12 protein-coding genes and 2 pseudogenes are annotated in these 13,399 nt (G+C 70.0%); 4 read left to right on the top strand and 10 right to left on the bottom strand.

The genetic code is table 11. The annotated features are described in order from the left end of the window. Positions 1 to 22 precede the first annotated feature (22 nt). Positions 23 to 1,237, top strand: a complete 1,215-nt coding sequence (locus ACFYXB_RS30880) for an MFS transporter (protein ID WP_389587888.1) — start codon at positions 23 to 25, stop codon at positions 1,235 to 1,237. On the opposite strand, the gene ACFYXB_RS30875 is transcribed toward ACFYXB_RS30880, so the two are convergent. Next, positions 1,185 to 2,036, bottom strand: a complete 852-nt coding sequence (locus ACFYXB_RS30875) for a slipin family protein (protein WP_389587886.1) — start codon at positions 2,034 to 2,036, stop codon at positions 1,185 to 1,187. The two genes, ACFYXB_RS30880 and ACFYXB_RS30875, sit on opposite strands and share 53 nt — an antisense overlap. 174 nt (positions 2,037 to 2,210) lie before the next feature. On the opposite strand from ACFYXB_RS30875, the gene ACFYXB_RS30870 reads away from it, so the two are divergent. After that, positions 2,211 to 2,750, top strand: coding sequence for a GNAT family N-acetyltransferase (locus ACFYXB_RS30870; RefSeq protein ID WP_389587884.1), 540 nt, complete (start codon positions 2,211 to 2,213; stop codon positions 2,748 to 2,750). A gap of 16 nt (positions 2,751 to 2,766) precedes the next feature. Here the strand turns inward: ACFYXB_RS30870 and ACFYXB_RS30865 are convergent, their stop codons facing one another. Beyond that, a complete protein-coding gene (locus ACFYXB_RS30865; protein WP_389587882.1) occupies positions 2,767 to 4,479 on the bottom strand; it encodes a TROVE domain-containing protein in 1,713 nt (570 codons plus the stop codon). A 232-nt stretch (positions 4,480 to 4,711) separates the two neighbouring features. Continuing rightward, positions 4,712 to 5,143: an SRPBCC family protein gene (locus tag ACFYXB_RS30860; RefSeq protein ID WP_389587880.1), complete on the bottom strand. Its 432-nt coding sequence runs from the start codon at positions 5,141 to 5,143 to the stop codon at positions 4,712 to 4,714. A 160-nt stretch (positions 5,144 to 5,303) separates the two neighbouring features. Between ACFYXB_RS30860 and ACFYXB_RS30855 the strand changes: the two genes are divergently transcribed. Next, positions 5,304 to 6,035, top strand: coding sequence for a ferritin-like domain-containing protein (locus tag ACFYXB_RS30855; RefSeq protein ID WP_389587878.1), 732 nt, complete (start codon positions 5,304 to 5,306; stop codon positions 6,033 to 6,035). 7 nt (positions 6,036 to 6,042) lie between these two features. On the opposite strand, the gene ACFYXB_RS30850 is transcribed toward ACFYXB_RS30855, so the two are convergent. Continuing rightward, entirely contained in the window at positions 6,043 to 6,699 is a 657-nt protein-coding gene (locus tag ACFYXB_RS30850) for a fatty acid desaturase family protein (RefSeq protein ID WP_389588031.1), read from the bottom strand. Between the two features lie 79 nt (positions 6,700 to 6,778). Then, positions 6,779 to 8,434: a substrate-binding domain-containing protein gene (locus ACFYXB_RS30845; protein WP_389587876.1), complete on the bottom strand. Its 1,656-nt coding sequence runs from the start codon at positions 8,432 to 8,434 to the stop codon at positions 6,779 to 6,781. A 455-nt stretch (positions 8,435 to 8,889) separates the two neighbouring features. Between ACFYXB_RS30845 and ACFYXB_RS30840 the strand changes: the two are divergent. After that, positions 8,890 to 9,003 (top strand): annotated as a pseudogene (locus ACFYXB_RS30840) (DUF1775 domain-containing protein); the annotation flags it as partial. A gap of 4 nt (positions 9,004 to 9,007) precedes the next feature. Here ACFYXB_RS30840 and ACFYXB_RS30835 read toward each other — a convergent pair. From ACFYXB_RS30835 to ACFYXB_RS30815, 5 genes and pseudogenes are all read right to left on the bottom strand, one after another. Next, positions 9,008 to 9,202: pseudogene (locus tag ACFYXB_RS30835) on the bottom strand (HoxN/HupN/NixA family nickel/cobalt transporter); the annotation flags it as partial. An 8-nt stretch (positions 9,203 to 9,210) separates the two neighbouring features. Continuing rightward, positions 9,211 to 10,395, bottom strand: a complete 1,185-nt coding sequence (locus ACFYXB_RS30830) for an SPFH domain-containing protein (protein WP_351345440.1) — start codon at positions 10,393 to 10,395, stop codon at positions 9,211 to 9,213. Between the two features lie 11 nt (positions 10,396 to 10,406). Continuing rightward, positions 10,407 to 10,658, bottom strand: a complete 252-nt coding sequence (locus tag ACFYXB_RS30825; RefSeq protein WP_389587874.1) for a hypothetical protein — start codon at positions 10,656 to 10,658, stop codon at positions 10,407 to 10,409. 710 nt (positions 10,659 to 11,368) lie between these two features. Continuing rightward, complete coding sequence (locus ACFYXB_RS30820) at positions 11,369 to 12,262, bottom strand: hypothetical protein (protein ID WP_389587872.1); 894 nt, start codon at positions 12,260 to 12,262, stop codon at positions 11,369 to 11,371. A gap of 924 nt (positions 12,263 to 13,186) precedes the next feature. Beyond that, on the bottom strand, positions 13,187 to 13,399 hold a 213-nt coding region (locus ACFYXB_RS30815), incomplete at its 5' end, for a sensor histidine kinase (protein ID WP_389587870.1).

Genomic DNA, 13,399 nt, shown 5'->3' with positions numbered 1-13,399 from the left:
GGACCCGCTCGAGACTCCACGCATGGCCAGCGACCCGAGCAGACCCCGAAACAGCAGCTATCAAGCCCTCTTCCGCACCCCCGAATTCACCCCGCTCTTCCTCGCCTCCGCCGCCCAGACCGCCGCCGGGACCGTGAGTGCACTGGCCCTCGGCACGCTCGTGTACCGGGCGACCGAGTCGCCGCTGCTGTCCGCGGTGAGCATGTTCGGCCCGTCGCTCGCCCAGATGCTGGGCGCGACGTTCTTCATGTCGGGCGCCGACCGGCTGCCCCCGAGGTCCACGCTGGCCGGGATCTCCCTGGCCTTCGCGGCCGGTACGGCAGTCCTGGCGCTGCCCGGACTGCCGGTCGCCGGGATCTTCGCCGTCGTCCTCGTCCTCGGTCTGGTCGCGTCCCTCGGCGGCGGGGTTCGCTGGGGCCTGCTGACCGAGATTCTCGCCAAGGACGGCTATCTGCTGGGGCGTTCGGTGTTCAACATGCTCTCCGGGGTCATGCAGGTCATCGGCTTCGCGGTGGGCGGCGTCCTGGTGGCCGTGCTGTCCCCGCGTACCGCGCTGCTCCTGGCGACCGTGCTGTATCTCGCGGCGGCCCTCGTCGCGCGCCTCGGCCTCAGCGTCCGCCCGCCGAGGGCCGCCGGGCGTCCCTCGGTCGCGGCGACCTGGCGCACCAACGCCGTCCTGTGGTCCGCGCGCCCGCGCCGCCTCACCTACCTGGGCCTGTGGATCCCCAACGGGCTGGTCGTCGGCTGCGAGTCCCTCTACGTGTCGTACGCCCCCCACGACGCGGGCACGCTGTTCGCCTGCGGGGCGTTCGGCATGCTGGCCGGGGACCTGACCGTCGGCCGGCTGGTGCCGGGCGAGGTGCGGGGGCGGCTGGCGACTCCGCTGCTGGTGCTGCTGGCCGCGCCGTATCTGCTCTTCGCCCTGCACCCGGCGGTCCCGGTCGCCGCGGTCTGCGCGACCCTCGCCTCGGTCGGCTTCGGCGCGAGCCTGGTCCAGCAGGAACGGCTGATGTCCCTGATCCCGGACGAACTCAGCGGTCACGCCCTCGGGTTGCACTCGGCCGGCATGCTGACGATGCAGGGCGTGAGCGCCGCGCTGGCGGGTTCGGTGGCCCAGCTCACCTCACCCGCCACGGCGATGACGGTGATGGCGGTCGCGTCCCTCGCGGTGACGCTGGCCCTGGCTACGGCCGGTCGTCGCCCGACTCCGGAGCCTCTGTCGGTGCCGGCACCCTGAGGGAGCCCTTCCCGTCGGTCGCCGCCGGGCCCGCGTCGATCTTCTTGGCCGCCCGGTCGAAGTAGCGCAGCAGCTCCACCGGGAAGGGCATCACGAGCGTGGAGTTCTTTTCGGCGGCGACCTCCACGACGGTCTGCAGCAGACGCAGCTGCATGGCCTCCGGGGTGTCGGACATGATCCGTGAGGCGTTGGCCAGCTGCTGCGCGGCCTGGAACTCGCCGTCCGCGGTGATGACCCGCGCCCGTCGCTCCCGCTCCGCCTCGGCCTGACGCGACATGGACCGCTTCAGGGACTCCGGCAGCTGTACGTCCTTGATCTCGACGCGGTCGATGTGGATGCCCCACTCGGTGGCCGGGCTGTCGATCATCAGCGCCAGCCCCTCGTGCAGCCGCTCCCGGTCCGTGAGCAGGTCGTCGAGGTCGCTCTTGCCGATGATGGACCGCAGGGAGGACTGGGCGACCTGCCCTACGGCGAAGACGTAGTCCTGGACCTCGATGGCGGCCCGCACCGGGTCGGTCACCCGGAAGTAGACGACGGCGTCGACCTTGACGGAGACGTTGTCCCTGGTGATGCCCTCCTGGGTCGGCACCGGCATGGTCACCACCTGCACGTTCACCTTCCGCATCCGGTCGGCGAACGGGATCAGGAAGGTGATGCCCGGGTGCCGGTACGCCGGCAGCGCCTTGCCCCAGCGGAACACGACTCCGCGCTCGACCTGGTTGACCACCTTCATCCCACTGCGCAGCACGATCAGGGCCAGCACGGCCACGAGTACGACTGCGACGACGGTGCCCTCCATGGCACTCCATTCTCCGACGGGACCAGTGACACCGGTGATGACACCGGGCGGCGGCTCGCGGATGCGGGGTGCGACGTCAGGAGTGCGTAAAGAAAGGCCGGTCGCGTACGGCGTGGGCAGGGGGCCGCGCGGAATCCGGTTGCCCGCCGCGACGCGGTGCGATAGCCATGGCGGGTGATACGTGGCGAGAAGATCGGGCTGCGGGCCCGGCACGAGGTGGACGTCCCGGCGCTGCACGCCGCGTTCCACGACGACGTGGCGGGCCGTACCCGCACCGACTCCCGCCCCTGGCAGCCGATTTCCGCCGGCTCACCGCACTCGCCCTTCGCGGTGACCGAGCCGTCGGAGCAGGTGGCGCCCTTCTCGGTGGTGGAACTCGAAACCCAGGCACTGGCCGGCGCGGCCCTGCTGTGGGGCGTCGACACCCACAACAGGTCGGCCCACCTCGGCATCTCCCTGCTCTCCGCGTTCCGCGGCCGCGGCCTCGGCGCGGACGTCGTCCGCGTCCTGTGCGAGTACGGCTTCGCGGTACGCGGCCTGCAACGCCTCCAGGTGGAAACCCTCGCCGACAACGCCCCCATGATCGCGGCGGCGAGGAAGACGGGCTTCACGGCCGAGGGCACGCTGCGACGCACGGCGTGGGTGTACGGCAGCTTCATGGACGTGGTGGTGCTGGGTCTGCTCGCGGACGAATGGGCCGGGCAGGTGAGCTGAGCGGCGCCGGGAGTGCTCAGCGGTCATCGGCGGGGAAGGCGGAGCCGTGGGTCTCCGTCTCCCACGGCCACCCCGCCGTACGCCCCGACTCCACCAGCGGGATCAGCCGGAACGCGGCATCGCTGAGCCCTCCGAAGGTGTACCGGAGCGGCCCGGGCGCGGTGTGGCCCAGCGCGTAACCGGCCAGGTTCCACGTGTAGACCGGCACGTGCTCGGGCACGGCGGCGAGCGGGTCCACCCGCGGTGTCCGGAACGCCTGCTCGTCGGTGACGACGACCACCCGGTCGTGCCCGTCGTAGCGCCGGGTCACCGCACCCGCCGTGTCCGTACCCCCGAGGTCGTGGAACCGGCGCAGCGTCCGCAGCACGGACTCGCCCGGCTCCGGCGCGATCGTCCGGCTGGTGCTGCCGAACTCGACGAGGTCGGCCCGCTCGCCCCGCAGCGCCAGCGCGGTGCCGAAGATGGCTGCGGAGTCTGCCCGGTTGAGCCGAGTCCGCGCGCTGGGCAGGTCGAACATCGAACCCGACCGGTCCACCAGGATCAGCGTCCTGCCGGGCAGCGCGGGCACGTTGGCCAGGGAGTGCCCGAGGGCCGCTTCGAGGGCCTCCTCCCAGCGCGGCGACGGCGCGTTGCGGTGCGCGGCGAGATACCGGAAGGGGAACTGCCGCGAGCGGCGCACCTCCACGGGGTCGGAGATCCGCCGCGCGACGTCGGCGGCCGCCTCGTCGCCGACCCCGGCGAGGTCGAAGTTGCGCAGGTTACGCACCAGTGCCATCGGCCCCATCGAGGGGATCACGGCCTCCCACACCGCGGCGTCCAGCGGCCCCTGCAGCCATCCCGCCAGCGCCTCCCACGTCATCCCGGCCGCGGCCAGCCGCTCGGCCCCGTCCGCCCCGGTGACCAGCGCGTACCGCTCCTCGACCGGCACGGCCATGAGCGCGTGGTGCGCGGTGAGCAGCGCATCGGAGGCGGGCGGTACGGCACGCTCGGGTCGCCGGCGCCGGTTCAGCGCGTACCGGAACAGCTCGCCCTGCCAGGGCCGTTCGGGAGCGGGGGCGGGATGGGTGAGTTCGAGTACGTCACCGAACCGGAAGCCCCGCGACGCTGTGTCGTACTTGAGCAGCGCGCGGTTGGTGTAGAGCCGCCGTACCGCGTCGGAGATCCCGCGCTTGAGTGGCTGCGGCAGGGCGCGTCCGTACCGTGCGGTCCAATAGGCGAGCAACTCACCCGGTTCGTCGGGCCGTTGGAGCACGGCGTCCACGGCCTGCCGGGAGAAGCCGACGAGACCGGCATCCCGCCGCCCCCGGACGAACTCGGCCGCGCCCACCACCGACGCCGTGCGCATATGGGCCTCGGCACGCAGCCAGCGCAGCAGGCCGAGCGTCCACTCCGGTTCGCTGACGGCGAGTTGGCGCACCAGGTCCGCGTACCGTGCGTCGCGGGACCCGGCGCCTTCGTAGAAGCTGTGCTGTCCCACCATGTTGGCGACGGCCAGCAGGAACAGCTCGGACTTCGGCTCCCGGACGTACCCGGCACCGCCCTCGTGGTTGAGGCGGTGGGACACCGATCCCTGGGCCCGCGAGGTGACCGTGCGGAAGCTGGTCCGGACGGTCCACTGTCCGTGGATGGAGAGCGAGGAAGTCGCTCCGCCTGCGGTCAAGCCCGGTATCTCGGCCTGGATCTCGGTCCTGGCTTCGGCCTTGGCCCGCTGACGGTTGAACTGGGTCATGCAGAGGTCCCCCTGGCGGGTGGCGGACGGGAGAGGGCGCGCGGGTCGTCATGGCGACGCGCGCGAGCAGCGCAACTTGGCGCACACGGAACGGAGACGAACGCCTTCCGAGATCGAAGTGGGCACCGGTGTGTGGTCGAAAGGAAGTAACCGGGGCGCGGCGCATCGGAAGGCGCGCAGGAGAAACTACCCGCCCCGCCGCACACCCGCACCCGATTTATCGCGCGCCGGTTCACCCCTTCTCTTCCACATACTCCTTGAAGTGCTGCAGATCGCTGCGGACGAGCCGCTCGATCGCGCCGGCCTGGGCGAACCCCTTGGGCCCGCCGAAGGTCTCCCGGACCGAGTCGGGGTCGTACTCGAGGCGTGCCTGGACCCGGGTGTGGCCGGTGTCGATCGGCAGCAGCGAGAAGGAGCCGGACAGCTCGGGGGCGCCCTTGGTGCGCCACTCCATCACCCGCTCCCCACCACGGTCGGCCACCTCGGCCTCGAACTCCCTGGCCCGACCCCCGGCCTCGACATCGATCCGCGCCCGCCCTCCGGCGTCCGTACGGGCGCCACGCACCCCCTCCACGAACCGCGGACAGTCCTCCACCTGATGCAGGCCCTCCCAGGCCCGGTCGATCGGAACACCGACATCGACATGCTCTTCGAGAGTGCTCATGGCTCACCTCCACGCGCGGCACATGACACAGCCCTACTGCTTCCAGTGTGCGCCCGCAGTGCCGCTCCCGCGCCGGACGGCGGTGGAGGGAACGCTTCGGTGCCCGCAGGCGTCGTTCCCCACCAGGGCACGACGGCCGTGCCGGGGAGAGGGGAACCGGGTGCATACGACTGGATTCGCCAAGTGGACACGGCGGTTCGAGGACGAGCGCGAGCGCAGACAGGCTCAGGGTGACCCGGACTGGGGGCGGGGAGCGGTGCTGCATCCGGCGGTGTGGGCCAGTGTGCAGCGCTTCCAGGTCGGCGAGGACGGTGACGGTGCCAATCTGATCGGCAAGGCGGACGAGGCCGGCGACGCCGACTACGCGCAGGCGGTCCGGCTCTTCGTCGCCGAGGAACAGAACCACGCCCGTCTGCTCGCCCTTCTGCTGGCCGCCGGCGGTATGCCGACACTGTCCGGCCACTGGAGCGACACGGTCTTCGTACGGCTACGGCGCCTCATGGGACTGCGCCTGGAACTGCTCGTGCTGATGATCGCGGAAGTGGTGGCGCTGCGTTACTACCGCGCCCTGCGCGACGGCACCGACGACGCGCTCACCTCGGACGTGGCGGGCCGGATCCTGCTCGACGAGCAGCGCCACGTCCCCTTCCACTGCGAGCGCCTGCACGCCTCCCTGGCCGAACTGCCCCGCCTCACACGCCGCCCGGTACTGGTCGGCTGGCAACTCCTTCTGCTCACGGTCTCGTTGGTTGTCACGGCGGACCACGGGCGGGCACTGCGCGGGCTCGGCGTGGGGCGCCTGCGCTTCGTGGCCGACGTCATGACCTCGTCCCGCACGGCCGTCGCCGCGATCCTGAAGCCCAGCCCGGACGCCTGGACGCGCCCGGCCTGACCAGACTTCACCACCCGGGACGCAGGGCGGTCACGACGGGGCAGACGAAGCGAGGGCTGCCCCGGAAACCGACGTGGTTGAGGTGACGTACCACGCTGCCGTACGCCGAGAGGAGTCCCGTCTGGGCGTACGGCACCCCGTGGCGGTCGCAGAAGTCACGGACCAGGGGTGCCGCGAGACGGAGGCTGGGGCCGGGCATGGCGGGGAAGAGGTGGTGTTCGATCTGGAGGCCGAGTCCGCCCATGGCGAGGTCCGTCCACCGCCCCCCGCGGACGTTGCGGGACATCAGCACCTGCCGGCGCAGAAAGTCGAGCGACGTGTCGGCGCCGGCCATCGGCATCCCGATGTGGTTCGGCGCGAAGCAGGCCCTGAGGTAGAAGCCGGAGACGGCCAGTTCGACCGCGAGGTACGGCAGTGCCTTCTGCGGCGGCAGCACCACGAAGGCCCCTCCCGCGAACCCCGCGAGCCGCAGGGCGAGCAACGGCGCCTCAACAGCCCGGCGCAGTAAGGGCGTTGTCCTGCCGAACACCGCCGTGATCGCGTCCACGTGCAGCTTCAGCGTGCTCAGCGGCAGCATGACGAAGAACAGCGTCCCCTGATGGCGTGCCACCGCGCGGCCGAGCCTCGTCCGACACCACGGGCGGGACCGCCAAACTGGGGTCAGCGGTAACGCGCTGTGCCCCCGGCAGGATTCTGCGACACCCGCTTCAGGCGTTCGTCCGACGGCGGTGTGACGATTCCCGTCAGATGACGGTCAGCGTCAGGACCGCGGTATAGGTACCGGGCGTCGTGGAGGTCGGGGCGTCGAGGTCGAGCCCGGCCCCGACAACCGCGCTGCCGGGGCCGATCCCGGTGGCCAGTGTCCGGGGGTCCTTCAACCCACTGCCGTCGCCGGGGACGACCGGGGAACCGGCCGTGACGGTCTGGACGTTGCCGTGATCGACGACGGCAGGGGTCCAGGTCAGACTGCTTGCGTCGATGGTGCTGCCGGCTGGGCCCGTGAAGTCGCCGATCTGGCCGGAGGCCGACCATGCGATATTCCCGGGGCGGGTGTCGGTGACGGTGATGGGAGTCATCTGACCCGAGGTGTGGAGATACGTGCCCGAAGAGTCGAGCACCGGACTGGGCAGCACAACCTGCGGGCTGTCCGCAATGGAGATCGCCAGCGCCCCGGGCTCGAGGGTTGTCGTGATCGACTCTGTCCGGCCGCCCGGGGCGTCGCTGTCGCACGACTGGCTGCCCACCCGGTCGCACGCCTGGGGCTGCGGAACGTGCTGGAGCGCAGTGGCGGACGAGGCGACGCAGGCCGACGTGTCGACCTCACTGAGCGAGGAACCAGGAATGCGGGACTTCGTGTCGAGGCCGCTCTGGACCAGATTGGGTGGCAGTGGTGCGTTTCCCAGGCCCGATGCCGAATCCTGGTGGCACAGCGCATAGGAGGCGAATGAGCTGAGCGTCTGTCCCTTCGTCGTGGTGAATCTGCTGTCCGTCGTTGTCGGGACGATCAGATGGCTGACGATCGGAAGTGGGTAGGTCCGCGGATCCGGATTGGTGTAGGCGGCGCCCAGACCGGCGATGCCGGACGGGTCGGACGGGGCCGTGGAGAGCCCGATCGCCACGGCGCCGGCGGTGGGAGCTGTGTAGTATCCCGCGCGGTTCAGCAGTTTGGCCGTCGAGGTGTTCCTTGTGAGCGCATAGCTCGACTCGGCGTAGGTGATCGCGCCGTTGTTCCCGGCCTGCGCGACGTAGCCGGTCACGCCGTTCGAGCCCGCCAGGACCACGTCCCCCGGGACCGTGGGGAAGAGCGTGGTCGCCCCACATCCGGTGCCGCGCCCGGCCGCCGAGCAGTAGGCGCTCCACACCGTCGGCTGCTCGGTGGACAGCCAGCGGGTCAGCCCGTCCGTGGTGGCGCTGACGTCGGAACGGACGACCGGAGTGATCGCGAGGTTCGGCAGCTGGGTCCCCGGGTTGTCCGCCCTGATCGCCGGATCGTCCCACCGGGTGATGGTCCTGGTGAAGATCCCGGCCACGGTCGCGCTCGACAGCCTCAGGTTCGTGATGCGCTTGCCATTGGCCCGCAGGTTGTAGTGGAAGGCGATACCACCTGCTACGACCGGGACATAGGCGAAGGGTCGGGTGGGCGGCGGGTCGGTGACCCCGCCTTCGGTCAGGCCGTACGGCAGCTCCGAGACCGCGAAGTCCACCGTGCCGCCCCGGAACTGGTTCCGCCCGTCGATCGAGCCCGTCCCGTTGTAGTTGACCACGCCGTAGCCGAACACCTGGGCACCGGCTCTCCACAGCTCGATCGGGTTCTGCGCCCACGTCGAACCGGCTCCCGCAATCGGCGTGCCGGCGGCTGCGTGGGCGGGTGACGCACCGTTGAGAGCGACGAGAAACACCGCGGTTGCCGTGGCAACGGCGCCCCTGGACCAGCGCCGATGCCGTACTGCTGGCCCGTGCAATCGCGCCATCGTGAGCCCCCTCGTCATGAAGCACGGTGCCCGTGCCCGCACCGCGATCGAGGACCCACCCCCTGGGCCTCGACCGCATCGCGCAAGGATCCGCGTCTCGCTGCAACCGGGAACGACGGAAAGGTGAAGGACGAACAGCGAACGCACCAACACCGGGCCGACAGCGACACACAGCCCCCACCCACCCCGCGGTCATGTCCGATGGCGTGGCGTGTCGCCGTCGTCGCGGCCGTCGAGCGCGCCGGGTACACGGCGGAACTGCCCGAGCCGCCGCGGCCCGAACGCGAGTCCCAACCCGAACGACCGGGGGAGACCGCCTCGTACGAGGGCCGGGACCGGCTGGTCGTCACCGCGTTGCTCTCGCTGCCCGTGCTCGTGCCGACCACTACGGGGACTTCAACGTCGCCTTCGGTCAGCTGCCCGACGACACCGACCAGCTGACCCTCAAGGCGCTGCAGACCTACTCCGACGGCAAGACCGTCCGCTGGATCGAGGAGCCGATCAGCCGGTGTCTGCGGTGCGGGCGTTCCAGCGCTCCTCGACCTTGGCCAGGCGCCGGTAGGCGACGGCCACGGCCCAGACGACCACGAACAGGCAGACGATGACGTAACCGACGCTGTCCAGGTTCAGGCCCGCGATCCAGCCGGTGACGTCATCGCTCAGGTCGAGCTTGTCGTGCAGGACGCCGACCGGTTCGGACAGCCTTAGTCAACGTCCACCGGACCGTCGTTCGAGTTCCTCTCCTTGCTCGAGTGCAACTGGAGCAGGTCGTTGCCCTTGCTCTCCTCGGGGCGGCGGCCGTCGGACTCCTGGCCGTTCAGGTTCTGCCGGACCGAGTCGAGGATCGTCAGGCCCTGGGACACCAGGCCGGCGGCGATCTCGCCGAGACCGTCCGCGCCGTTGAGGACGTTGACATTGGCGCCGGCGAGGCCGCCGGCGGCCTCCTTCACGATCTGCGGGAGCTGGTCGATCAGCATCCGGTCGAGCGCGACCCGGTCGTACGAGGCCGCCGCCTCCGCCTGGATCTTCATTCGCTGCGCCTCGGCGGCGGCGAGGATCCTGACCCGCTCGGCCTCGGCCTCGGCGGGCTTCACGACCTCGGCCACCAACTGCTGCTGGCGCAGCTTCGCCTGGCGCTGGGCCAGCTCCGTCTGGGCGTCGAGCACCTCCTGCTGGGCGTGCGCCTGCGCCAGCGGTCCGGCCTGGGCGGCCTGGGCCTGGGCGCGGTCCACCTCGGCCGAGTACTCGGCCTTGACCACCGCGGTCTGCCGGGCGTACTCGGCCTGCTTGCGGGCCGCCGCCTGCTCCGCCTCGACCGCGGCCTGGGTGGCCTGCGCCTGGGCGATCTGGGCCTGCCGCTGGATGGCAGCCTTGTGCGGCGCGGACATCGCGTCGATGTAGCCGGTGTCGCCGTCGTCGATCGACTGGATCTGCAGCGAGTCCACGATCAGGCCGATCTTCGCCATCTCGGTCTTGGAGGTGTCCAGGACCTCCGCGGCAAGCTTCTGCCGCTCGGTGACGATCTCCTCGACCGTCATCGAGCCGATGATGGCCCGCAGGTGGCCGGCGAAGATCCGGCCGGTCAGCACCGACATCTGGTCCTGGTCGGAGAGGAACCGCTGGCCCGCGTTGATTATGCTCTCGTGGTCGTTGCCGACCTTGAAGGCGATGACGGCGCGGACGTGCAGGGCGATGCCCTGCCTGGTCACACAGGTCTCGGTGACCTCGGCCTCGCACATCGACAGCGTGAGGAAACGGGTCTTACGGAAGATCGGGACCACGAACTTGCCGTGCCCCGTCACCACTCGGAACGGCGCGCCCCCCAGTCCCCGCCGGCCCCCTGAGATCAGCATCGCCTCGTCGGGAGCGGGAACGCGGTATCCGAACATGCTTGTACTCCTCAGCCGGCGCCGGCGGGATAGCCGCCGAGCGCGTCCAATGGATCCACCCACTCGATGACGCCGACCTCGCGGCATCCACGCGATTCGATCACGAGCACCGTCGCGCCTGTGGGCAGGGGATCCTCCGACCAGGCGAGGAAGGTCTCGGAGCCGCCTCTGACTCGCACCAGGACCTCGCCGGGGCCCGCGGATCCGCGAGTTCCGATGAGTACCTTCCCCGTGCAGCCGATCACGGCCTCGTCCTGCGGCATCACCGGCCGTCCTCCTCGTCCTGGCCCCGGAATTCCGACGATAGACCCAGTCAGGCCGGAGACCCAACGGGCAGGAGAACTCGGCCCGCGCCGCCGGGACGGACGGGCGCTGGATAGGGGTGTTTTATGGACAATGCCGGCGTCGTTGGGCTGGCACGCGCATCTGCGCATTGTCGTCACCCGTCGACTCCCCCCGCGCGAGCGCGCTCGCTCGGGGGCACCCCCATCGCCCTCGCCGGGGGCGGCTGATCGGGCACCGTTCCTGTCAGCCGATCTGATCCAGAAGACACCTCCCCAGCCAGCCCTTGGGCTTAATACAAGACTTTCACGTCGGTCCAACGACCCGCTGCGACCTGCCGCGCATTGCCCTCACGCCGCTCCAGCGCCGCCTGATGAGCCCGGCGGATCCGATGCTCGCGCCCGCCTGGCGGGACGCCGAACGAGATCAGAGTGGTACGGCCCGTAGACCGCTGTGCGAGTCCAGGACTACGACCACGCGCACGACCTGAACGCCAATCCGGTCCAGGGCACTGGTCGTGCGGTCATCGACAGCCGTTGGTGGCCACCTGTGGTTGCGGTGGTTGCTGTACTCCGCTGCTGCACAGCCACCGCAACCGACTCGGATGGGGCTTTGGGCCTAGTGGCCCCGACGGCGAGGAACAACGCCTCGACTGAAGTCCTCCTGTTGACAGCCTCAGCCCCCACTCAGCTCAGAATGATCGGCCCGGTCGCCTTCCTTCTGGTGCGCGTGGCGTGTCGGCGGGTTTGCCCGCGTCGTCATCCGCAGAAGTTTCTGTTGATTGACCAGCGGGCTGGTGATAGTGGCTATCGGATGCGAGGACGGTATCCGCCGTGTGGGTTTGTTGGCGATCGGTGAGCATCTGCCAGCCCACCAGAATTGCCAGGACGGCGAGCAGAGCGGATGAGGTGATCGTGGTTCCTACTCCGAGTCCGCCCTGCGCGACGGGCTTTTCCACCGCGTTCTCCGCCACCGCACCCAGAGGGCGGGTCAACACGTAGGCCACCCAGAACAGCACCGTGCCCGAGATCGGGGTCAGATAGTGCGCGGCGAGGATCACGAGCATGGCCCCGGACAGCAACAGAGAGCTGTCGCGGAAGCCGAGACCCAGACCGCCGGAAAGGAAGTCACCACTGGAGGTGCCCAGCGTGTTGGACACCAGTGTCGCGGTCCAGTACAAGACCTCGCCCTCCGTCGTGGCGATCCGCTCCACATCCATGGTCTGTCCGGTCATCCGCCACCCGATCAGCACGATCGCCAGCAGGCTGGTCAGCAGAATCGAGCCGCCGGCGTAACCGAGCCCAGCGGTGCGGTTGATGTAGTCGGACATCGAGGTGCCCACGATGCTCGTGGTCAGAATGACCGACCAGAACACCATCGGGCGGAAGCGGTCGGCCTTGAGCTGCATCACCAGGGTGAGCACGAAGGCCACCAGAAAGATGATCGCGCCGACGGCGTAGCCGAGATTCAATGGCGCCATCGTGACGAAGTTCGATGCCGACTCGCCCAGCGTTGTGGCCACGATCTTGGTCGCCCAGAACATTGCGCCGACCAGCGGCAACTTGCTCACGGCAACCTTGCTCACTGAAGCTGCCATCCTCGCCCCTCATCAGGCACCGGTCCGTCGACTCCCTTGTGGCGGACCGCAGACCTCGCCCGCGAGGCCATAGGTCCCCACCAAGGGCGCTCGCTCCCGCTTGACCGTGCTGATCCACCCGAGAGGGCGATGGTTGAGGGGCGCCCGACAGGTGAAGCACGTGCTGGCTGGGCGCGGGTGTCGGCCGGTACTCTCGGCGACTGTGGCGGCGTGTCAGGCCGCTCGCGCGGCGGTGGGGCTCGCCGTACCCGAACCGCGGCAAGGATGCCGACAGGCGACCGCTAGAGCCCCAGTTCGGAAGACGCCGTATGCGGGTCTTGGCCGACCTGCCGAGACTCCGACCTGGGACAGAGCGCAGGCTGGCCCGTCGTTCCCCGCTTCGTCCCCTCGGAACGGGCACGCAGCGGGCACGGAGCCCCTCGATGCGAACTACGGGCGCGGCGCTCGCTGAGGCTTGCTGGGCCGGCCAGTCAGCCGCGTACGTGCCGTGATGGTCGGCTGCGGTCGTACCGGTTGCTGTACTTCGCTGCTGTACAGCAATCGGCTCCATCGCATCGGTCCTGCTCCCGTCGTCTACGACGCAACCCCCCGGCGCCGGCAACGGCGACGAAGAAAGTGCCGCCCACTGTCATAGGGAGGTGAGAGGCGAAGGGCCTTGAAGGGGATACTCCACAGACCCCGGCATAGGGCCGCCCAGCGCTGCGTACGGCTGCATATACGAAGACCCCGGCCTCAGCGTTTCCGCTGGTGACGGGGTCTTTAGGCACCTCAGAGAGGGTGCCCCCGGCAGGATTCGAACCTGCGCACACGGCTCCGGAGGGCATGCCGACAAGCTGTGTGAGCCAGGGGCTGACCTGCGGTGGGCCGGGTGAAGAAAATGCGAACGCTGAGGTACGGATCGTGTACGCGCTGTCAACCTGCCTGCGGGGCTGTCGGCCCGTCCAGCTGCTCCGCCGCCAGGCTCACCGGTGGCAGCCACAGCCGCAGTCGTACGCCCTGCGGCAGCGGTTCGGCGGCCACGCCGCCGCCGTGCGTCTCGGCGATCTGCCGGACGATCGCAAGTCCGAGCCCGGAACCCGGCAGGGATCGCGCGGCCGGTGAACGGTAGAAGCGGTCGAAGACGAA

It is taken from the genome of Streptomyces sp. NPDC002619 (assembly GCF_042889305.1).
Taxonomy (GTDB): domain Bacteria; phylum Actinomycetota; class Actinomycetes; order Streptomycetales; family Streptomycetaceae; genus Streptomyces.
Note: the sequence above shows the minus strand (reverse complement) of the source record. Positions and strands in the feature narration are given on the sequence as shown.